20 protein-coding genes and 1 tRNA gene are annotated in these 21432 nt (G+C 65.0%); 14 read left to right on the top strand and 7 right to left on the bottom strand.

Annotated elements, in window-relative coordinates; translation table 11 throughout:
- Window positions 1-55 precede the first annotated feature (55 nt).
- From V4T21_RS04520 to tsaD, 4 genes are read right to left on the bottom strand one after another with little or no spacing between them, the layout of a single operon-like run.
- Entirely contained in the window at window positions 56-472 is a 417-nt protein-coding gene (locus tag V4T21_RS04520; RefSeq protein WP_332713653.1) for an EVE domain-containing protein, read from the bottom strand.
- A 3-nt stretch (window positions 473-475) separates the two neighbouring features.
- The gene (locus V4T21_RS04515; RefSeq protein WP_440589625.1) at window positions 476-772 is read right to left on the bottom strand and encodes a YciI family protein; all 297 of its coding nucleotides are present in this window, start codon (window positions 770-772) and stop codon (window positions 476-478) included.
- Window positions 773-775: 3 nt separating this feature from the next.
- Window positions 776-1768, bottom strand: a complete 993-nt coding sequence (locus V4T21_RS04510) for an NAD(P)H-dependent glycerol-3-phosphate dehydrogenase (RefSeq protein ID WP_332713650.1) — start codon at window positions 1766-1768, stop codon at window positions 776-778.
- Window positions 1765-2823, bottom strand: coding sequence for a tRNA (adenosine(37)-N6)-threonylcarbamoyltransferase complex transferase subunit TsaD (gene tsaD, locus V4T21_RS04505; RefSeq protein ID WP_332713647.1), 1059 nt, complete (start codon window positions 2821-2823; stop codon window positions 1765-1767). The genes V4T21_RS04510 and tsaD overlap by 4 nt, the downstream gene beginning before the upstream one ends.
- A 125-nt stretch (window positions 2824-2948) precedes the next feature.
- Here tsaD and hemC point away from each other — a divergent pair, with 125 nt between their 5' ends.
- From hemC to V4T21_RS04475, 6 genes are all read left to right on the top strand, one after another.
- A complete protein-coding gene (gene hemC, locus V4T21_RS04500) occupies window positions 2949-3896 on the top strand; it encodes a hydroxymethylbilane synthase (protein WP_332713644.1) in 948 nt (315 codons plus the stop codon).
- A 3-nt stretch (window positions 3897-3899) separates the two neighbouring features.
- The gene (locus V4T21_RS04495) at window positions 3900-4640 is read left to right on the top strand and encodes a uroporphyrinogen-III synthase (RefSeq protein WP_332713641.1); all 741 of its coding nucleotides are present in this window, start codon (window positions 3900-3902) and stop codon (window positions 4638-4640) included.
- Between the two features lie 63 nt (window positions 4641-4703).
- Window positions 4704-6035 carry a COG4223 family protein gene (locus tag V4T21_RS04490; RefSeq protein WP_332713639.1) on the top strand — a complete coding sequence of 444 codons (1332 nt, stop codon included), beginning with the start codon at window positions 4704-4706 and terminating at the stop codon, window positions 6033-6035.
- Complete coding sequence (locus tag V4T21_RS04485) at window positions 6032-7399, top strand: heme biosynthesis protein HemY (protein ID WP_332713637.1); 1368 nt, start codon at window positions 6032-6034, stop codon at window positions 7397-7399. The genes V4T21_RS04490 and V4T21_RS04485 overlap by 4 nt, the downstream gene beginning before the upstream one ends.
- Window positions 7400-7486: 87 nt before the next feature.
- A tRNA-Thr gene (locus tag V4T21_RS04480) sits at window positions 7487-7562 on the top strand.
- Between the two features lie 111 nt (window positions 7563-7673).
- The gene (locus V4T21_RS04475; RefSeq protein WP_440589624.1) at window positions 7674-7955 is read left to right on the top strand and encodes a 4a-hydroxytetrahydrobiopterin dehydratase; all 282 of its coding nucleotides are present in this window, start codon (window positions 7674-7676) and stop codon (window positions 7953-7955) included.
- Between the two features lie 6 nt (window positions 7956-7961).
- Here the strand turns inward: V4T21_RS04475 and V4T21_RS04470 are convergent, their stop codons facing one another.
- Entirely contained in the window at window positions 7962-8657 is a 696-nt protein-coding gene (locus tag V4T21_RS04470) for a hypothetical protein (protein WP_332713631.1), read from the bottom strand.
- Window positions 8658-8885: 228 nt separating this feature from the next.
- On the opposite strand from V4T21_RS04470, the gene V4T21_RS04465 reads away from it, so the two are divergent.
- The 5 genes from V4T21_RS04465 to V4T21_RS04445 all read left to right on the top strand — a co-directional run bounded on the left by V4T21_RS04465 (window position 8886) and on the right by V4T21_RS04445 (window position 17701).
- A complete protein-coding gene (locus V4T21_RS04465; protein ID WP_332713629.1) occupies window positions 8886-9362 on the top strand; it encodes a tellurite resistance TerB family protein in 477 nt (158 codons plus the stop codon).
- Between the two features lie 327 nt (window positions 9363-9689).
- Complete coding sequence (locus tag V4T21_RS04460; RefSeq protein WP_332713626.1) at window positions 9690-9995, top strand: YggT family protein; 306 nt, start codon at window positions 9690-9692, stop codon at window positions 9993-9995.
- A gap of 16 nt (window positions 9996-10011) precedes the next feature.
- Entirely contained in the window at window positions 10012-10332 is a 321-nt protein-coding gene (locus V4T21_RS04455) for a DUF167 domain-containing protein (protein ID WP_332713623.1), read from the top strand.
- A 291-nt stretch (window positions 10333-10623) separates the two neighbouring features.
- A complete protein-coding gene (locus tag V4T21_RS04450; RefSeq protein WP_332713620.1) occupies window positions 10624-12756 on the top strand; it encodes a sodium-translocating pyrophosphatase in 2133 nt (710 codons plus the stop codon).
- Window positions 12757-12943: 187 nt separating this feature from the next.
- Window positions 12944-17701 (top strand): NAD-glutamate dehydrogenase, encoded by a 4758-nt coding sequence (locus V4T21_RS04445; RefSeq protein ID WP_332713617.1) that lies wholly within the window; start codon window positions 12944-12946, stop codon window positions 17699-17701.
- Between the two features lie 9 nt (window positions 17702-17710).
- Here the strand turns inward: V4T21_RS04445 and V4T21_RS04440 are convergent, their stop codons facing one another.
- Complete coding sequence (locus tag V4T21_RS04440) at window positions 17711-18274, bottom strand: hypothetical protein (protein WP_332713614.1); 564 nt, start codon at window positions 18272-18274, stop codon at window positions 17711-17713.
- Window positions 18275-18399: 125 nt separating this feature from the next.
- Between V4T21_RS04440 and ppa the strand changes: the two genes are divergently transcribed.
- The 3 genes from ppa (at window position 18400) to V4T21_RS04425 (ending at window position 20955) form a co-directional block, all read left to right on the top strand.
- Window positions 18400-18930, top strand: a complete 531-nt coding sequence (gene ppa, locus V4T21_RS04435; RefSeq protein WP_332713612.1) for an inorganic diphosphatase — start codon at window positions 18400-18402, stop codon at window positions 18928-18930.
- Window positions 18931-19114: 184 nt separating this feature from the next.
- Window positions 19115-20524 carry a 3-isopropylmalate dehydratase large subunit gene (leuC, locus tag V4T21_RS04430; RefSeq protein WP_332713609.1) on the top strand — a complete coding sequence of 470 codons (1410 nt, stop codon included), beginning with the start codon at window positions 19115-19117 and terminating at the stop codon, window positions 20522-20524.
- Window positions 20524-20955, top strand: coding sequence for a metallopeptidase family protein (locus V4T21_RS04425; protein ID WP_332713605.1), 432 nt, complete (start codon window positions 20524-20526; stop codon window positions 20953-20955). Before leuC ends, V4T21_RS04425 begins: the two co-directional genes overlap by 1 nt.
- Window positions 20956-21021: 66 nt before the next feature.
- Here V4T21_RS04425 and V4T21_RS04420 read toward each other — a convergent pair whose 3' ends face one another.
- Window positions 21022-21348: a hypothetical protein gene (locus tag V4T21_RS04420; protein WP_332713602.1), complete on the bottom strand. Its 327-nt coding sequence runs from the start codon at window positions 21346-21348 to the stop codon at window positions 21022-21024.
- Window positions 21349-21432: the final 84 nt, after the last annotated feature.

The following is a 21432-nucleotide window of genomic DNA, read 5'->3' as shown; positions in this document are numbered from 1 at the left end:
CCCATCGCACCCGTCCATCAATGAAGATAGTATGGGCGAGGTCGGGGCGACGAAGCTACGCTTCCACCCCGCCCATCGCGCAAATGATCTTCCATTCCTCATCGGTCACCGGCTGCACCGACAGCCGCGAATGGGTGACCAACACCATTTTTTCCAGCTCCGGCACCGTCTTGATCTCGTCGAGCGTAACGGGCCGCGCGAAAGGCTTGACCGCTTCGATATCCACGCATTCCCAGCGCGGATCGTCGGTCGTGGAATCGTGATGGATTTCATTGGCCACCCGCACGACGCCCACCACCGCCTTTTCCTTGACCGAGTGATAGAAGAACCCCAGCTCGCCCTTCTTCATGGCCCGCATGTTGTTGCGCGCCGCGTAATTGCGCACCCCGCCCCATTCCTCGGGCCCGCCCTTTTTCACCTGATCATCCCAGCCCCAGGTCTCTGGCTCGGATTTGAACAGCCAATACGCCATCGCCTAGAGCCCTTCCGGCCGTTTGATGACCCAATTCCAGGGACGCACGACAACGCTCTCGAACACCCCGGCCAGTGCATAGGGATCGCGCGCGACGAGCGCTTCAGCCTCGGCCTTGTCGGCGGCGGTGACCACCATCAGCGAGCCGATGGCCTTGCCGTCATCATCGAGAAACGGACCGGCCAGCACCATGGCGCCGGCATTGTCTTCCCAGAACTGGAGATGGGCGGGCCGCGTCTCCATACGCTTGTCGAAATGATCGGCCTTGTCGAGCGCGGTTACCGCGAACATCTTGGTCATCGTTTACCCTTCCCTCTTGAGTGGTCTTCGCATGAGCATGGGCACGATCGTCTCGATCCGCGCCCTGCCCGAAATCAGCATATCCACCGCCCCGATTAGCGGCGCATCGATCCGTTCGCGTTCCGCCACGGCCCTGGCGACGGGCGCTGTGAACAACCCCTCGGCCAGCCCCATGCCTGAAGCGCCGATCTCGGCGACCGTCCGCCCCTGCCCCAGCGCCACCCCGAACCGATAATTGCGCGAGGCGTCGGATGTGCAGCTCAGCGCCAGATCGCCGATTCCCGCCAGCCCGGCAAGCGTGGTTTCATTGCCGTCGAGCGCGACGATCATCCGTCCCAGTTCCGCAAAAGCGCGCGCCAGGAACGCCGAGCGCGCCGAAAGCCCCAGCCCCGCGCCTTCGATCGCCCCCGCGCCCAGCGCATAGACGTTCTTGAGCGCCCCGCACATTTCCACCCCGGTGATGTCCCCGCTCGCATAGGGCCGGAAGCGGTCCGAGGCGAGCAGCATCGCCGTCTCTTCGGCCTGTTCGGCATCCGGACCGGCCAGCGTCACCGCCGTGGGCTTGCCCGCCGCCACGTCATGGGCAAAGCTCGGCCCCGACAAAACGAAGGGCACCGCTTCGGGCGCCATCTCAGCCAATATCTGGCTCTGGCGGTCGTTCGACCCCGTTTCGAGCCCCTTGGCGCACAGGATCACCGGTTTTCCGGCCAGCGCATCGGCTCCGATCGCCCCAAGCGTCGCCCGGGTCGCCTGGGCCGGCACCACCATGAGCAGTGCATCGGCCCCTTCGAGCCCCTCGACCCCCGTCCGGGCAACGAGCCCGGGATCGAGCGCGATATCGCCCAGATAGCGGCTCAGCCTGTGTAACGTATTGATTTCCTCGGCAGCCTTGGGATCGCGCCCCACCAGCGTCACGCTATTGCCGGCGATCGCCGCCGCCTGGGCCAGCGCCGTTCCCCAGGCGCCCGCGCCGATGACGAAGATATTCGCGCTCAAGCCGCGCCCCCCAATTCGTCCAGCGGCCAGCGCGGCCGGGCCGCCGCCTCGAACCCGTCGACAAACCCCAGCGCCAGCCTTTCGGCCCCCGCCCAGGCGATCATCGCTCCATTGTCGGTGCAGAGCGCCGGCGGCGGGATGACGAGCGTCGCTCCTCCTTCCTCGGCAACAGCACGCAACGCGGCGCCAATCGCCTTGTTTGCAGCGACACCCCCCGCCACCACGAAAATGGGAACTCTCTCGGGATAAAGCTCCGCGAACCGCTCCAGCGCCTGCCGCGACCGCACGGCGACGATCTCGGTCACCGCCGCCTGGAAGCTCGCGCAGAGATCGGCGATATCGGTTTCCGACACCGGCGCCACCGCCTCGGCGGCCAGCCGCAACGCGGTCTTGAGGCCCGAAAACGAAAAATCGAGCCGCTTTTCCCTCAGCAGCGGCCGGGGAAGGTCGAACCGTTTCGCGTCCCCGCCCATCGCCGCCTTTTCCACTTCCGGTCCGCCCGGATAGCCCAGCCCCAAAAGCTTGGCCGCCTTGTCGAAGGCCTCCCCCAGCGCGTCGTCAATGGTCGAGCCCCAGCGCTCGTAATCGCCTACACCCTTGACCAGCACGAATTGGGAATGCCCCCCCGAAACCAGCAGCATCAGATAAGGAAATTGAACCCCATCGGTCAGCCGCGCCGTCAGCGCATGGCCTTCGAGGTGATTGACCGCAACCAGCGGTTTGTCCGAAGCCGCCGCCAGCGCCTTGCCGGTGGTCAGCCCCACCAGCACGCCCCCGATCAGCCCCGGCCCCGCCGTCGCCGCGATCCCATCGACCTCCGAAAGCGAAATCCGCGCCTCGGCGAGCGCGCGTTTGACGATCCCGTCCAGATGGACCACATGCGCCCGTGCCGCCAGTTCCGGTACCACCCCGCCAAACGCCCTGTGCTCCTCGATCTGGGACCGCACGATGTTGGAAACGATCTCTCCGGTCCCGTCGGCGCGGCGCCGAACGACCGCTGCGGCGGTTTCGTCGCAGCTTGTCTCAATCCCCAAAACGAGCGTATCGCGATCCATTGCGGCGATCTGGTCTCTGGCCTATGGCTGTGGTCTGATGGCACAAGGCGGATCGCAATCCGCTCCCCGTGCGTTTAAAACGTTCATGAAAAAGCGCGCACATCTGTGACACCTGCGAGGCCATATTGCAATCTTCCGCCACCACCCCCGTCCTCACCATCGGCACGCGCGGCTCCCCCCTTGCGCTCAGACAGGCCGAAGAAGTGCGCGATCGCCTGATCGCGCTGCACGGGCTCGACCGGGACGCCATCGCCATCAAGGTGATCAAGACCAGCGGCGACATCATCCTCGACCGCCCGCTCGCCGAAGTGGGCGGCAAGGGCCTGTTCACCAAGGAACTCGAAATCGCCCTGGCAAGCGGGGAGATCGATCTCGCCGTCCACTCGGCCAAGGACGTGGCGACCACGCTCCCCCAGGGCATGGTGCTCCCCGCCTATCTGCCGCGCGAAGACGTCCGGGACGCCTTTCTCTCGCTGGTCGCCAAAAGCCCCGACCATCTGCCCGAAGGCGCGCTGATCGGCAGTTCCTCGCTGCGCCGCCGCGCCCAGATGAAACGCTTCCGCCCCGATTTCCGCACCGTCGAATTCCGCGGCAACGTCCAGACGCGTCTTCAAAAGCTGGCCGACGGCGTGGCCGACGCAACGCTGCTCGCCATGGCCGGCCTCAACCGGCTGGGCGAAGCCCATCGGGTGACCCACACTCTCGATCTCGCCCATTTCCCGCCCGCCCCGGCCCAGGGTGCCATCGTCATCGAAACCCGCACCGATGACGGCGCCGCGCGGCGTTTGGTGGAAGTCCTCGACGATCCCGATACGCGCCTCAAGGTCGAAGCCGAGCGCGCCTTCCTCAAGGTCCTCGACGGCTCGTGCCGCACCCCGATCGCCGCGCTGACGACGCTGGACGATGGCAAGCTGGCTCTGTTCGGCCAGATCCTCTCCCCCGACGGTTCGGAAGTCCATGAGGCCGAACTGACCGGCGATGCCGATGCCGGCATCGATCTGGGCACGCGGCTGGGCGAAAAGCTTCTCGCCCAGGCCGGTCCCGATTTCATCGCACGGTTGAAGCAAGGCTAGGAGATGGCTAAGCGCGGCATCCTCGTCACCCGCCCCCACCCCGACGCCGAGCGCACCGCCGCCGGGCTGGCCGCGCTCGGCCTCGCGCCTGTCGTCGCGCCCATGCTCGAAGCGCGCTTCACCGGCGCCGCCCTCCCCGATGCCTCCCCTTTCGCGGCGGTTGCCTTTACCTCGGGCAATGGCGTGCGGGCCCTCGCCGCCCATCCCGAGGGCGAGCGCTTTTCCGCACTCCCCGTCTATGCGGTCGGCGAGCACACAGCCAATGAAGCCCGCGCCGTCGGTTTCACGCGCGTTCTGGCCGCCAGCGGCACCCTGGACGATCTTTGCGCAACCATTCTCGCCAACAAGCCCGCCGGCCCGCTCTTTTATCCTGCTCCCCTGCACCAAAGCGGCGACCTCGCCGGACGTCTGGCCGCCGAGGGCATAAAGGTGGAACACCGCATCCTTTACGAAATGCACGCCGCCACCGCCCTCCCCCCGGGCCTTGCCGAACGCCTCGGCGACGGAGCGATCATCGGCGCGAGCTTTTATTCCCGCCGCACCGCGCAAATTTTCGCCGGCCTCCTTTCGGGCCCCGAACACGCCGAAATCCGGGGCACTCTCCATTGCCTGTGCCTGTCCGAGAACGTCGCCCAACCCCTGATCGAAGCCCATTTTCCCCGCATCGGTCTTGCCGACGGCCCCTCGCACGAAGCGATGATGACGCTGACCCTGGCTTTTGCCCAGGATCAAATCAGTCCATGATAAGGACACAACCCAAGAACACTTAAGAACCCGCCAAAAACCAATCAGATGAGGCAGGCAGCGATGGTCGAAAAGAAATCCGGTCCGGTCAAACCCCCGATCATCGACGCCAAGCCGCGCACCTCCGCCACGTCCGCGTCGGCAAGAAAAGCGCCCGAGACGACCACCGCTTCTCCCCAAACCCCCGACCCGGCGGATGCTCCAAAGCCCGCCGTGGAAAAGGCCCCCGCCGACAAACCGGCGGCTCCCAAGGCGAGCAAAGAAGCTCCCGCTCCCAAATCCGACAAGACCGGCCCGGAAACGCCCAAACCCGCCGCATCGCCCACGACCCCGGCGCCGCAATCGCTCCCCCTGGGCCCGCTTCTCGCCGCCACCGCCGGCGGCGCTCTGATCGGGCTGGCCCTGGCCTATGGCCTCGCCAGCTTCGGGCTCTGGCCGCAATCGGGCGACGACCCGGCGCTCGCGGCTCTGGAGTCCCGGACCGCCCAGCTCGAAGCCGGCCTTTCCGAACGCGATGGCGAAACCGCCGAATTCGAAACCCGTCTCGAAGAGATCCAGGCCCAGCTTGCAGCGTTCGACGCGCCCGAACTGGTCTCCACCGAAGGGCTCGCCGCCCAGGCCGATCTGGAAACCTTGACCAGCCGGATTTCCGATCTCTCGTCGCGGGTCGAGGCCATCGCCGCCGGCGCCTCGGGCGAAGACGCGACCGAAATGGCCCAGAGCCTTTCGGGGCTGACCAGCCAGATCGACACCCTGACCCAGCGTCTCGACGCCGTCGAACCCCAGGTCGCCGAAACCGCCCCCGCCCTGCAATCGGCAATGACCCGGCTCGATGATCTCGATGCCCGGATCGCCGACCAGTCCGATTTCGAGGCCGTATCCTCCGATCGCGACCGCGTCGCCCAACTCCCCGCAGCACTGGGCGCGCTCGAAACCACCATTGCCTCGGGCCAGCCCTTTTCCACCCAGATCGCGCAGGTCGAAACTCTTTTGCCGGCCCTCGAAATTTCCGACGACGCGCGCGCCGCCGCCGCGAGCGGGGTAACCCCTGCACCCGACCTCCTGGCCCGCTTCCGCGCGACCATCCCCGCCATGCTCGGCGCCCTCCCCCCCGACCCGCAGGCCAATTGGGCCCAAACCCTGCTCAATCAGGCCGCCTCGACCCTCGCCCTGCGCCCCACCGACGGCGATTCGCCCCAGGGGCTTGTGGGCCGCACCGAAGCGGCGCTCGCCGCCGGCGATCTTGCCTCCGCGCAGACCGCCTTTGCCGCCCTCCCCCAGCCCATGCAGGCCGCCGCCCCCGGCTTCGATCGCGAGCTGGCCCGCGCCCAAAGCGCCCAGGCTCTGCTTGAAACCGTCCGCGGCGCCGATCCCGTGGCGGAGGCCGCTCAATGATCCGTCTCGTCGTCTATCTCGCGCTCAGCCTTCTGGTCGCGCTCGGTGCCGCCTGGCTCATCGCGCTTCCCGGCACCGTTGAGATCGCCTTCGGCACGTGGCGCATGAGCCCGGGCCTGGGCACGGCGCTCTTTGTCGTCATCGCGGTAATCGTCCTCGCCATTCTCGCCTGGGCCGTCATCCGGCGCCTGATCGGCGCCCCCGCCGCCCTCGCCCGCGCTAATGCCCGTCGCCGCGAGAAGGCCGGCGTCGAAGCACTTTCCGACGCCATGATCGCACTCCAGGCTGGCGAATTTTCCCGCGTCCGCATGCTGGCCCGCGACGCGCAATCCAAACTTCCCGACAACCCCGCCGCCCGGCTGCTCGAAGCCCGCGCCGAGCTTGCCCTGGGCGATCTCTCCTCGGCCCGCGAGCACTATCGGGCATTGATCTCGAGCGACCGCACGGCGCTCGCCGCGCTGTCGGGCCTTTACGAACAGGCCCGCACCCAGAACCGCACCGGCGCCGCCATCACCTTCGCGCGCAAGGCCCTGGCCATTTCTCCCAGCCTCGACTGGGCGTCCGAAGCTGTGTTCGACGACCTCGCCACCCGTGGCGCCTGGGCCGACGCCCTGGAGATGAGCGCATCCCTCCCCGCCCGCACCCGCGCGCAAAAAGCCGCCAAGAAGCGCCGCCAGGGTGTGCTCGAAACCGCGCTGGCCATGGCGATCGAGGAAACCGAACCCGATACCGCCTATGAGCACGCCAACAAGGCGCTCAAGGCGATCCCCGATTTCGTGCCCGCCGCGCTGGTCGCCGCCCGCATCCTCATCAATCGCGGCGACACCCGCCGCGCCTCATCGCTGCTGCGCCGCGTCTGGCGCGCCAGCCACCACCCCGACGCCGCGACCCTCTATGCCCACGTAAAACCCGGCGCCTCGGCGCTCGAACGCCTCAAGCGCCTCAACACCCTGATCGAAACGCCCGAGGGCCATCCGGCCGCCGCCATCGTCCTCGCCCGCGCCGCCATCGACGCCTATGACTGGAGCACCGCCCGCAACGCGCTGGCCCCGTTCCTGGGCAAGACGCCGACTCGCCAGATGTGCCTGTTGATGGCCGAAATCGAGGAAGGCCAATCGGGCGACCAGGGCAAGGCGCGCGAATGGCTGGCCCGCGCCCTTACCGCGCCCGCCGACCCCGCCTGGACCGCCGATGGCGTCACCTCCGACGATTGGGTCCCCGCGTCCCCCGTCACCGGCCGGCTCGACGCCTTCGAATGGAAGGTTCCGCTCGAAACGCGCACCCCAACCCGCGCCCTTCCCGACGCCACACCCGATCCCCTCCCCATCCCGGCCGAACCGGCGGAAACCCAACCTCAACCGTGATCGGCAAAAAGGCGGGTCCGGCCCGCCTTTGCCCTTGCGAATTGCCCCGGCCCCCAGTAAAAGGACGCCCATTCGCCTCCGGGCCATGCCGCTTTAGCTCAGTTGGTAGAGCACATCATTCGTAATGATGGGGTCGCGTGTTCGAGTCACGCAAGCGGCACCAGTTTCCCTCGTTCGAAATCATCCGTTCCTTCACCCCGCCTTTGCGGGGCTTGCGGTCCCCTTGCCATGCGCGGACAATAGTGGACTTCCGGCACGCAAAAGGATGAGCGAAATGTCCAATAATACACCCGCCATCAACGTCGAAAAGGCGCTGTCGCGGCTTGAGGGCTGGGAGCTGACACCCGAAGGGGCCATCGCCAGAAGCTTCAAATTCGCCGATTTCACCCAAGCTTTCGCCTTCATGACCCGGGTCGCGTTCCTGGCTGAAAAGGCCAATCATCACCCCGATTGGTCCAACAGCTATAACCGCGTCGAAATCGCGCTCAAGACCCATGACAAGGACGCGATCACCCAAAAGGACATCGATCTGGCGACCGCCATTTCGGCCCTCTGAAACCGGTCAGGACGCCGGATCGGGCCTTGGGGTCCGCAGCGCCACGCGCCGCACACCGAGCCAGCCCAGATAGAGCGCCAGGGCGATCGAGAGTGTCTCGTGATAGACCGCGAGATCGGGCACGAAAATCCGCGCCGTATGGCCGACCGCGAGCGCGCCGGGCACCAGCGCCGCGGTGGCCGGCGCTCCGGGCGCCTTGCTGAAGTGAATGGCGAAGGCCAAAAGCCCCGCCACGACGAACGCCAAAGCCAGGAGATAGAAGGGCGTAAAGACGATATCTGCGTGCCCGACCGTTCCTTCCGCCATTGCCCCCACGACCCCCGAGGTCAGGACGATGATCATCACCATGGCAAAGGAAAACGCCCCGAACGCCGACAGCACGATCCCCACGCGACCCGGCTTGACCATGCCCGGCAGGTCCTTGAGCGTCCAGATGCCGCAACCGGCCAACACCATCCCCACGGTCGCCACGCTCCCCCCCAGCACCGTGATCTGGGCTCCGGTGAGCATGATGGCTTCCCCGAGCGCCCAAAGAGCACAGCCGGCAAGCAGGATCGCGGCAAGAATCATGGCGTGGCGGTTTCCGGTTTTTTCCAACGCTCGCGCCCGGGAGGCGCCGAGCGGCATGAACTCATCTCGATAAGCGGTCGGGCCGGTGCTGGGAACGTGACAAATCTGCTCACCGGCTAGGGCAGGACGCAAGGGATCGCTCCTCGAGCGGTTTCAGGTCTTAGACCGGCGTTTGGGGAAAAACAACATTGTCCGGACCTTCCGTCACGACCCGCATAGCGCGATATGCCCCCCTGTGGCAGGTAAACGACAGATGGCAAAATCCTTGATCACGCCCCCGCGCGACCGCTTGAGCCCGCCGCTCGCGCTCCTTACCCTTGGCCGCATAATCTTTCTGTCGCCCTCAAAATGAGCCGGTTCATGTTCGAATCCATCGCCCGCCTGTTCGGCCAGTCCGAAAAGAACGCCGCCCAGCCCATGGAACCGCGCCTCGCGGTCGCCGCGCTGCTCGTGCATCTGGCGTCCGTCGATGGCGCGTCGAGTTCCATCGAGGCCAAGGCGATCGCCAATGCGCTGAAGGACCATTACGGGCTCGACGAGGCCGAAGTGAAAAAACTCCTCGCCGAAGCGCGCCGTCGCGACCGCGACGCTGTCGATTTCTACCAGTTCACCACCCGTCTGGCCCGGCTCGAGGACGCCGAAAAGATGGAGATCATTTCAATGATGTGGCAGGTGGTGTTCGCCGACGATTCCAACCATGAGCTGGAAGACAACATGGTCTGGCGCGTGGCCGAGCTGATCGGCGTCTCCTCGCGCCAGCGCACCGTGCTGCGCAACCGGGCCAAGCGCTCCACCACCCCGCCCGACGCCGCCCCCCAGGACGAAGAAGAGGCCTGACCGGCCGCCCCCATCCCTCGCATTTTGCAACACCCGCAATTGCAAAATGCGAAAACCTGACCGCCTCCTTCGCTCCACTTCGACTCAAATTGCAGCAATCCCGCCCGATTGCGCTCCATTCCTGCGAACTGGCACGCCACATGCATTGCCCTTCCCATCCGGAACTTTGTGTGTTGCGTACCGGGTAAACTCTTGCAAAGGCCCTTGCCTCGCGTATCTGAGGCGGGCCTTTTTTCTTGAGCTCAAGAAATGCCGGCTCGGGCGGCGACCATTTCTTTTCCCGTTCCGCCGCTCTATATAAAGCCGATCGCGAAAAAGGGACCGCCAATGCTGTTTGGACTTTTGCAGTTTGTCGACGTGGTGCTCAGCCTCGTCATCTTCGTAATGATCGCCCAGGTGATCGTGAGCTGGCTGTTGGCCTTCAATATCCTCAACATGTCCAACCAGTTCGTGGCCACCATCGCCAACGCGCTCTGGCAGCTCACCAATCCGCTCCTTTCGCCCATAAGGCGCATGCTGCCCAATTTCGGGGGCCTCGACATCTCCCCCATCGTGCTGTTCCTGGCGATCTATTTCATCCGCCTCGTGGTGCTCTATCCGCTGATGCGCCAGGTCGCCATGCAGGGCCTCTGAGGACACCCCTCCGGCCGTGAACGCCCCGGCCTTCTATGTGCTCTCTCCTGACGGCGCGCGGCTTTCGCTGCGCGTCACGCCCAACGCCCGCACCGAGACCGTCGACGGCCCCGAGCTGCGCGCCGACGGTTCGTGCGCGTTGAAAATCCGCGTCACCGCCCCGCCCGACAAGGGCGCCGCCAACGCCGCGGTCTTAAAACTCCTCGCCAAAACCACCGGTCTTCCCAGATCCGCCTTCACGCTGGTGAGCGGAGAAACCAGCCGCACCAAGCTCATCGCCATCGCTGGCGATCCCGATGTGCTCTCTCCCATCCTTGCATCCCTCGCCTCCCGATAGGTCAATACTGATGCTTGGCCGTCTCTATTTCGATTCAATGCGATAAGACCAAATAAGCCAGTAATCCTGACCAAAATAGCGCAAAGAATATCGATTGCCTCGATCGATCAGTTCCGCCTATCCTTCGCGCTGAGCTGTGCTCGCGCGCAGGTCTCCGCCCATCCCGGGGAGAGGGAACATTTCGGGATGGACGGATAAGGAAAATAAACCGGACCGGGCGGAAGTTTTGGGGCCTTTGTCGCCGCACCCTTCCTGTGCCCTTTCCGGGCACAAAGTGAGGGGAATAAGACTATGACTTTGGCCTTGTGGCTGATTATTGCTTGTGGCGTCCTCTCGGTCGTCTATGGCATCGTGACAACGCGTACGCTTCTTGCCGCCGATGCCGGCAGCGCGCGCATGCAGGAAATCTCGGCGGCGGTGCGCGAAGGGGCCACCGCCTATCTCAAACGCCAATACACCACCATCGCCATCGTCGGCGTGGTGATCCTTATCATCGCCTTCCTGCTGCTCGGCATCTACGCGGCCATCGGCTTCCTGATCGGCGCGGTGCTTTCGGGCGCCGCCGGCTTCATCGGCATGCACGTGTCGGTGCGCGCAAATGTCCGCGTCGCCCAGGCCGCCACCACTTCGCTGGCCGGCGGGCTCGATCTGGCCTTCAAGTCCGGCGCCGTCACCGGCCTGCTGGTCGCCGGGCTCGGCCTTCTGGGCGTCACCGTCTATTTCCTCATTCTCCTCGCGCTGGGCTTTGCAGCCACCGACAGGACCGTCATCGACGCGCTGGTCGCTCTGGGCTTCGGCGCTTCGCTGATTTCCATCTTTGCGCGTCTAGGCGGCGGCATCTTCACCAAGGGCGCCGATGTGGGCGGCGACATGGTCGGCAAGGTCGAAGCCGGTATCCCGGAGGACGACCCGCGCAACCCAGCCACCATCGCCGATAATGTGGGCGACAATGTCGGCGACTGCGCCGGCATGGCCGCCGATCTGTTTGAAACCTATGTGGTGACCGTGGTCGCCACCATGGTTCTGGCCGCCATCATCCTGCCCGCCGAACTGCAACTGATCGGCATGGTCCTGCCCCTCGCCATCGGCGGCGTCTGCGTCCTGACCTCGATCGTGGGCACCTATTTCGTCAAGCTCGGTGCCTCGGGCAACATCATGGGCGCGCTCTATAAGGGCATCATCGCCACCGGCGTCCTCTCGCTGGTCGCCCTCGTCCCCGTCATGTGGCTGCTGTTCGGCGACATGGGCATGACCATCACCGTGGGCGAGACGGTCTTCACGCCCTGGGCGCTTTATTTCTGCGGCATCGCCGGGCTGGTCATCACTGGCCTGATCATCTGGATCACCGAATATTACACCGGCACCGGCCGCCGCCCGGTCAATTCCATCGCCGAGGCCTCGATCACCGGCCACGGCACCAATGTCATCCAGGGCCTTGCGGTTTCGCTCGAATCCACGGCACTTCCGGCCCTCGTCATCATCGCCGGCATCATCGTCACCTATTCGCTGGCCGGCCTGTTCGGCATCGGGGTGGCCGTCGTCACCATGCTGGCCCTGGCGGGCATGGTCGTGGCGCTCGATGCCTTCGGTCCAGTCACCGACAATGCCGGCGGCATCGCTGAAATGGCCGGTCTTCCCGACGAGGTGCGCAAGAACACCGACGCGCTCGACGCTGTCGGCAACACCACAAAGGCCGTGACCAAGGGCTACGCCATCGGCTCGGCGGGCTTGGGCGCGCTGGTCCTGTTCGCCGCCTACACCCAGGACCTTTCCTACTTTATCTCCACGGCCACCGAGGGCAATTTCTTCTTCGGGGTGGGCGAGGTGAGCTTCTCGCTCGCCGACCCCTATGTCGTCGTCGGCCTGCTGTTCGGCGGCCTCTTGCCGTTTCTTTTCAGCGGCATGTCGATGACCGCCGTGGGCCGCGCCGCGCAATCGGTGGTGGTGGAAGTCCGCCGCCAGTTCCGAGAAAACCCCGGCATCATGGAGGGCACCACCAAGCCCGATTACGGCCGTGCCGTGGATATGCTGACCAAGGCCGCCATCCGCGAGATGATCGTCCCCTCGCTGCTTCCGGTTCTTTCGCCCATCTTCGTGTTCGGGGTGATCCTCCTGATCGCAGGCAAGGCCGCCGCCTTCGCCGCGCTCGGGGCCATGCTGCTCGGCGTCATCGTCACGGGCCTCTTCGTCGCCATCTCGATGACGGCGGGCGGCGGCGCCTGGGACAACGCCAAAAAGAGCTTCGAGGACGGGTTCACCGATTCCACCGGCCAGACCCACTACAAGGGGTCCGAAGCCCATAAGGCCTCAGTCACCGGCGACACGGTGGGCGATCCCTACAAGGACACCGCCGGCCCCGCGGTCAATCCGATGATTAAGATCACCAACATCATCGCCCTGCTGCTCCTGGCCGTGCTTCACTAGGGAAAAGTCACAATCACGCGAGCCGGGCAATTTCGCCCGGCTCTTTTTCGTTCCCACCGATTGGGACAGCCATCCTGACAAATACCAAGGTCGTATGTCCTTGAATTTCAAAGAACATATTGGACTTATCCGGCAGGCCGGAATAGCCTCTCCACCATAGCGGATAAATGTTGGGGATACGGGGACGATGATCGAAACCACCGAGACCATGATGCGCCAGTGGCGCGACCGGCTCACCCATATCAAGACCGAAAGCGCCGCGCTTTTCGGCTTCATCGCCAACGCCCTGCGCTCGGCCGACGAGCAGGATTTGGCCCTCTACGATCCCGAAACCCTCGAAACCCTGCTCCGCCGCACCTTTTCCGAGATCGGCCGCCGCACACCGGGTGAGGCGGGCATCGAGATATGGACACCCGAAACCCTCGACGGCACGACGATCATCGACATCCATTCGGCCGATACCCCCTTCATCGTCGATTCCGCACTTGCCGCCATCCGCGCCGCCGGCGGCGCGATCCGCTTCATGACCCACCCCGTCGTCGCGCTCGACACCGCCACGACCCCCTGGCAGGTCCTCGAAACCCCCACCGAAACCTCACGCAACGAAAGCGTGCTCCAGGTCCATATCGACACCCCGGCCGATCCCAGAACCATCGAGACGATCCGCCTAGAGCTCACCCAGACCATGGCCCAGGTCCGCGCCGCCGTCCTCGACTGGCGCGACATGCTCGAACGCCTGCGCACCGTCGTCGTCTCCTACCGCTCGCACCCGCCCCAGATGCGCGAGCCCGCCCTCACCGAGGCGGTCCATTTCCTCGCCTGGCTCGCCGATCACAATTTCACCTTCCTGGGCATGCGCGAATATCGCCTCTCCGGCGAAGATGAACGAAAGACCCTCGTCCCTCTCGAAGGCTCGGGCCTGGGCATATTGCGCGACCCCGATTACCTCTATCTGCGCGAGGGCAGCACCTATTCGCATATGAACGCCCAGCATCTGGCCTTCCTTGCCACCGACGAACCGCTGATGGTCACCAAGGCCAATCGCCGCGCACTGGTCCACCGCCGCGTCCATATGGATTACGTCGGGGTCAAGACCTTCGATGCCGAGGGCGCCATCACCGGCGAATTGCGCATATTGGGGCTCTTCACCTCAGCCGCCCAGGCTGTTCCGGCCACCGAAATCCCGCTCCTCCGCCACAAGATCGTCGAGGTCGTCCGCCGCTCGGGCTTTGATCCGCGCTCCCATGCCGGCAAGGCGCTGATGGCCACGCTCGACAGCTATCCGCGCGACGAGCTGTTCCAGATCGCCATCGACGAGTTGGCTGAATTCGCAACGATCATCTCCACGCTTGCCGACCGCCCCCGCGTGCGCGTCCTGCCGCGCATCGACAGGTTCGACAATTTCGTCTCAATCCTCGTCTATCTGCCCCGCGACCGGTTCGATTCCACGGTCCGCGCCCGCATCGGAGAACATCTGGCCACCCGCTACGAGGGACGCCTTTCCGCTTTCACCCCCGATTTTCCGGAGGGCGATCTGGCCCGCGTCCATTTCATCATCGGCCGCAATGGCGGAGAGACACCCCGCCCGGCCCGCGAGGATCTGGAAGCCGAAATCACCGAGCTGACCCGCACCTTCGCCGACCGCCTGCTCTCGTCCGCCCCCCATCCCACGGCGATCGCCGACTACGCCAACGCCTTTTCCGCCGATTATCAGATCGCCCATTCCCACACCGACGCGCTCGACGATATCGCCATATTCAAGGCGCTGGGCCGCGACAATCCCCTCGCCCTGCGCCTCACCCCCGGCGATGACGGGCCTCAAAGCTTCATCCTCAACGTCTATCACCGTGCCGATCCGATCCCGCTGTCGGCCCGCGTGCCCATGCTCGAAAATTTCGGCTTCCAGGTGGTCGACGAGCGCACCTTCACCATCCACCCTCAGGGCCGCGAGCCGCGTTTCCTCCACGCCATGGCGCTCGAAATTACCTCCGGCACGCCCCTCGACCTCTCCAGTTCCGCCAGCCGCATCGAGGAGGCGATCCTGGCGGTATCGCGCGGCATCGCCGAAAACGACGGCTACAACCGCCTCACCCTTCTCGCGGGCCTCGCCCATCCCGACGTCGCCCTCCTGCGGGCGCTCGGGCACTATCTCAAGCAGGTCGGCATCGCCTTTTCCCAATCCTATATCTGGACAGCGCTCGCCGCCCACCCGGCCATCGCCGGCGCGCTCGTCGAGCTCTTCCACACGCTGCACGACCCCCATCTGCAAGCCGACCGCACGAAATCGGCAACCGAGCTTCACGAGCGCATCGCCACCGGGCTCGACGCCATCACCTCGATCGATGAGGACAGGATCGTCCGGCGCCTGCTCAACCTCATCGAAGCGAGCGTCAGGACCAATCTCTACCAGCGCGTCGACGGCAAGCCCCGCCCCGCCCTCGCCATCAAATTCGACACCACCCGGATCGACAAGCTGCCCGAGCCGCGTCCCTGGCGCGAAATCTTCGTCTATTCGCCCCGTCTCGAAGGCATCCACATGCGCGGCGGTCCCATCGCGCGCGGCGGCCTGCGCTGGTCCGATCGCCCCGAGGATTTCCGCACCGAAATCTTGGGGCTGGTCAAGGCCCAGATGGTCAAGAACGCGGTGATCGTCCCGGTCGGCGCCAAGGGGGGCTTTGTGCCCCGCCGCTTGCCGCCAAACCCCGACCGCGAAACCTTCATGGCCGAAGGCACCGCCTGCTACGAAATCTTTATTTCCAGCCTCCTCGACGTCACCGACAATCTCGTGGGCGACACGGTCCTGCCGCCCGAAACGGTCTTCCGACGCGATTCCGACGATCCCTATCTGGTGGTCGCCGCCGACAAGGGTACGGCGAGCTTTTCCGACACCGCCAACGCCATCGCCACCTCTCGCGACTATTGGCTGGGCGACGCCTTCGCCTCTGGCGGCTCGGCCGGCTATGACCACAAGAAGATGGGCATCACCGCGCGCGGTGGCTGGGAAGCGGTCAAACGCCATTTCCGCGAAATCGATATCGATATCCAGACACAGGGTTTCACAGTGGCTGGCGTCGGCGACATGAGCGGCGACGTCTTCGGCAATGGCATGTTGCTCTCGGAGAAGATCCGCCTCGTCGCCGCCTTCGACCACCGCGACATCTTCCTCGACCCCGATCCCGACATCGAAAAGAGCTTTGCCGAACGCCGCCGGTTGTTCGACCTGCCCCGCTCGAGCTGGCAGGATTACGATACGACCCTGATTTCAGAGGGCGGCGGCGTCTTTTCCCGACAGTCCAAATCCATCCCCCTTTCCCCCGCCATCCAGTCCCTGCTCGGTCTTTCGGCGGCAAGCGCCAGCCCGACCGAAATCATGTCGGCGATCCTTAAAACCGATATCGATCTCCTCTGGTTCGGCGGCATCGGCACCTATATCCGCGCCTCGGACGAAACCGACGCCCAGGTGGGCGACAGGGCCAATGACGCGATCCGTATCCCCGCCGATGCCGTGCGCGCCAGGGTGGTGGGCGAGGGTGCCAATCTCGGCGTCACCCAGCGCGGCCGCGTGCAATACGCGCTTGCTGGCGGGCGTATCAACACCGACGCCATCGACAATTCGGCCGGCGTCAATTCCTCCGACCTCGAAGTCAACATCAAGATCGCGCTTTCCGACCTCGTGCGCTCGGGCGAACTCGAGCTCGAGGCTCGCAACGCCTTCCTCACCGAGATGACCGATGAGGTGGCCGAGCTGTGCCTGAGGAACAACTATCTCCAGACCCTCGCCCTTTCCCTCGCCCAGCGCCGGGGCATGGCCGATTTCCCCGACCTCGTCGATTTCATCGAGGATCTGGAAAAGGCCGGCGAACTCAACCGCACCGTCGAATACCTCCCCGAGGATCAGACCCTTGCCGAGCGCGCCGCCTCGGGCGCTGGCTTCGCCCGCCCCGAGCTGGCCGTGCTGCTCGCCTATGCCAAGCTCGATCTCTACGGCAAGCTCCTCGCCTCCCCGGTTCCCGACGATCCCTATCTGGCGCGCGAGCTGTTCCGCTATTTCCCCCCAACCCTCAAGGCCCGCTTCCCCGACGCCATCGAAATCCACCGCCTGCGCCGCGAGGTGATCGCCACCGTCCTTTCCAACGCCATGATCAATCGCGGCGGCCCGGCCTTCGTCTCGCGTCTTTCCGCGATCACCGCCGCCGAATCGGGCGCCATCGCCCTGGCCTATGCGGCGGCCCGCGACAGCTTCGAGCTTCAGGATCTGAACGCGGCCATCGACGCGCTCGACACCCGCATCTCGGGCGAAACCCAGCTCGCGCTCTACGCCGAAGTGCAAAGCCTGCAGGTCGCCATGGCCTTGTGGTTCCTGCGCAATGAGGAGTTTTCCGAGGGTCTTTCCGGCCTGGTCGAGCGCTACCGCTCCGGCGTCGCCGCCATCGGCACCGCGCTTGCTGGCCTTGTCTCCCCCGATCTCGACCAAACCACCGCCCGCCAGCAGGAGGCGTTCCAAGCCGGCGGCACCCCGCCCGATCTCGCCCGCCGCATCGCCGCGCTGTCGGTCCTCTCGCTGGCTCCCGACGCCATCCTCGTCGCCCGCCGCTGCGAGGCCGAAGTCCTCGACGCGGCCAAGGCGATGTTCGCGGTGATCGAAACCTTCGGGCTGGGCCGCCTCACCGAACATGGCGCCGCCATCGATGCCGCCGACCGCTTCGACCGCATGGCCATCGACCGGGCATTGGCCAACCTCACCCGCGCCCTGCGCGACCTGGCCGCCGATATCCTCTCGGCCGGCGACGGCCCGGTCGAAACCCGCATAAAGGCCTGGAAATCCCCGCGCCAGACCGCCATCACCCGCATGGCCGCAACCATCGCCGATCTGATCGAGGGTGAATTGACAATCTCCCGCCTCTCGGTCGCCGCCGGCCTGCTGAGCGATCTGGCGCGAAGCTGACAGCGGGCTTCAAACGCCTTCGACCGCCCACGCCCCGACCCGGACCGGGTCCTGGCTGGCGCAATCGAAATCGGGCACCAGCTCAGCCGCCGCTTCCCGCGCCAGGGCGTTGGCCTCGGGATTGGCGCGCGCGTCGATATGGGCAACCTGGCAGGTATTGCCCTCCTCGATCCGCGTGACGACCAGCACCTCGTCGGCCGGATCGCCCTCCTCATAGCCGTCGAGATAGAAGCGCTGGATGGCCGCCACCGGGATCGGACCCATCTCTTCATCCTCGGCCACCAGCCATTCGAGGGTCACCCCCACCGAATTGAAACGCATGAAGCGCTGCTCGAAGGCTTTTTCGTCAAAGGCCGAAAACCCGAAAGAGACAACGAACCGCAGGTCGCGCTCGGCGACGAGCAGCGGAAAGCCGCGTAGTCCGGGACAGGCCCAACCTGCTCCCGCCTCATAAACGAAAACCGTCGTGCAGTCCTCCAAATCGATTTCGGTATATTGGCTGCGCATCTCCTGCGCCCAACCGCTGGCCGAGACCCCGGCAACCAATACCGCAACAAGAGTTCCCTTCGCCATCGTTCCCATCATCGCCCCTGTCTCGCCCTTCCTGCCTTGGTGCAGTCAATATGGCTTGCATTGATGGGTCCCGATAGGCAAAAAGCTGCCCGACCCTCCTCCCTCCCAACCAGGAAACCAACGGCATGAATATCGACGCCATCCCAGTGGGCAAGAACCCGCCCGACGACCTCAATGTCATCATCGAAGTCCCCCTTGGCGGCGAGCCGATCAAATACGAGATCGACAAGGATTCCGGCGCGTTGTTCGTTGACCGCTTCCTCTACACCCCCATGCGCTACCCCGGAAACTACGGCTTCGTCCCCCATACGCTGTGCGGCGACGGCGACCCGCTCGACGTAATCGTATTGAATTCCCGCCCGCTGGTCCCCGGCGCCGTGGTCCGCTCGCGCCCGGTCGGCGTATTGTTCATGGAAGACGATGGCGGCCAGGACGAAAAGATCCTTGCGGTGCCCGTCTCCAAGCTCACCAAGATGTATGACGGCATCGCCGACGTCACCGACCTGCCCGAAATCCAGGTCGAGCGCGTCAAGCACTTCTTCATGCACTACAAGGACCTCGAACCGGGCAAATGGGCCAAGATCGACAGGATCGGCGGCGTCGACGATGCCCGCCGAGTGATCCTCGACTCCATCGAAATGGCCAACAAAGGCTGATCCTTCTGGGGGTGGGGCACCTGCCGCACCCCCATTATCATTCCGGAAATCCAGCGCAACCCGGGCCGGACTCTCACGCGCCAGTTATCTTCGGACCCTTGACCGCACGCCCTCCTCGCGCTTAAATACCCGCAACCGTACCCGAGAGTACGCCTGAACCTCACTGACTGGAATTTGCGAGCCGATGACCCCGAGGACTCTCTACGACAAGATCTGGGACGACCATGTAGTGGCCAATAACGAGGACGGCACCGCCATCCTCTATATCGACCGCCACCTCGTTCACGAAGTCACGAGCCCCCAGGCCTTCGAAGGGCTCCGCCTGTCGAACCGCAAGGTCCGCGCGCCCGAGCGCACGCTCGCCGTGGTCGACCACAACGTGCCCACGACCGATCGCAGCCTGCCCAATCCCGATCCCGAAAGCGTCACCCAGATCGCCGCGCTCGCCGAAAACACCCGCGATTTCGGCATCGAATATTACGACGCCTACGACATGCGCCAGGGCATCGTCCATATCGTGGGCCCGGAACAGGGCTTCACCCTGCCTGGCATGACCATCGTGTGCGGTGACAGCCATACCTCCACCCACGGTGCCTTCGGCGCCCTGGCCCATGGCATCGGCACGTCCGAAGTCGAGCACGTCTTGGCCACCCAGACGCTGATCCAGTCCAAGGCGAAGAACATGCGCGTCACCGTCAACGGCTCGCTGCCGGACGGCGTCACCGCCAAGGACATCATCCTCGCCATCATCGGCGAGATCGGCACCGCCGGCGGCAATGGCCACGTCATCGAATTTGCCGGCCAGGCCATTCGCGAGCTGTCGATGGAAGGCCGCATGACGGTCTGCAACATGACCATCGAAGGCGGCGCCCGCGCCGGCCTGATCGCCCCCGACGAAAAGACCTTCGCCTACGTCAAGGACCGCCCCCGCGCGCCCAAGGGCGCCGCTTACGACATGGCCCTCGACTATTGGAAGACGCTGTTTACCGACGAAGGCGCGGTGTTCGACAAGGAAGTGGTGCTCGACGCCGCCAACCTTCCTCCGATCGTCTCCTGGGGCTCATCCCCCGAGGACGTGATCTCGGTCCTGGGCACCGTGCCCAACCCCGACGACATCGCCGACGCCAACCGCCGCGCTTCCAAAAAGCGCGCGCTCGAATACATGGGCCTCGTCCCCGGCACCAAGATCACCGACATCGAACTCGACCGTGTGTTCCTGGGTTCGTGCACCAATGGCCGCATCGAGGATCTGCGCGCCGCCGCCGCCGTCATCAAGGGCCACAAGGTCCACGACCGGGTCAACGCCATGGTCGTCCCCGGATCGGGGCTGGTCAAAGCCCAGGCCGAGGCCGAAGGGCTCGACAAGATTTTCATCGAAGCCGGGTTCGAATGGCGCGAGCCGGGCTGCTCGATGTGCCTGGCCATGAACCCCGACAAACTCGCCCCCGGCGAGCGCTGCGCCTCGACCTCGAACCGCAATTTCGAGGGCCGCCAGGGCTTCAAGGGCCGTACGCACCTCGTCAGCCCCATCATGGCCGCCGCCGCCGCCATCCGCGGCCATTTCGTCGACATCCGCGAGTGGCCTAAGCAGTAATGAGTGAGCCCTCCGAAGGCGATGCCAAATTCTGGGGGCCGCTCCCGGCCCCCTCCCTCGATGATTTCGAGGCGCTCGCCATCGAGGCTCTGGAGGCTCTCCCCGAGCCCTTCCGCTCCATGTCGCGCGACGTCGAATGCCGCGTCGCCGAATTTCCCACCGAAGAAATCTGCAAGGATATGGAGCTCGACAGCCCCTTCGATCTGATGGGCTTGTTCGAGGGCATCGGTTTGACCGATGACGGCGTCATCCCGCAGACAGGCCAGATGCCCAACCGCGTCTGGCTCTACCGCCGCCCCATTCTCGACTATTGGGCCGAGCACACCGACACGCTGGGCGAAATCGTCACCCATGTCCTCGTCCACGAAATCGGCCACCATTTCGGCCTCTCGGACGACGACATGTACGCCATCGACGACGGCCTGCGCTGAACCCAATTCCTCGTCATCCTCGCGCGCGACCCGAGGAACCATGCCGCAAACTCCGGGCAGTATCCCCTACGCCCCGCCCTTCTCCGCTTCCTTCCGGCTCATGAACCGGTAATCGGCATAGGTATCGCCCTCCAGATCGTCATCGACCACCAGCGCCAGATCCTGAGCCTTGAACGCTTCGTACCAATCCTCCCAGCTCACAAGCTCGAACCCGGTGGTGGGCCGGTCAGGCCCTTCATTGTTGTCGGCATTGAGCATGTGCTGGTCGAAAGTGAGGTTCAGGAGATACTGGTCCTTGCCCCCGGGCGCTGGCATGTCGGCCATGATCGGATTGCCGCCGCGCCCCTCGGTCCATGTCCTGATATCGGCCAGCTCGGTCAAAACCTTCGCCATTTTTTGTCTCCTCATGTGTTCGCCGCATGGAACAACGGCCAACCGCCCCGATCCGTTGCGGCGGGCTTGGCAGAGGCGTCCTGA

It is taken from the genome of Pelagibacterium mangrovi (genome assembly GCF_036662815.1).
GTDB lineage: Bacteria > Pseudomonadota > Alphaproteobacteria > Rhizobiales > Devosiaceae > Pelagibacterium > Pelagibacterium mangrovi.
This window is presented reverse-complemented; position numbering and strand designations above follow the sequence as displayed.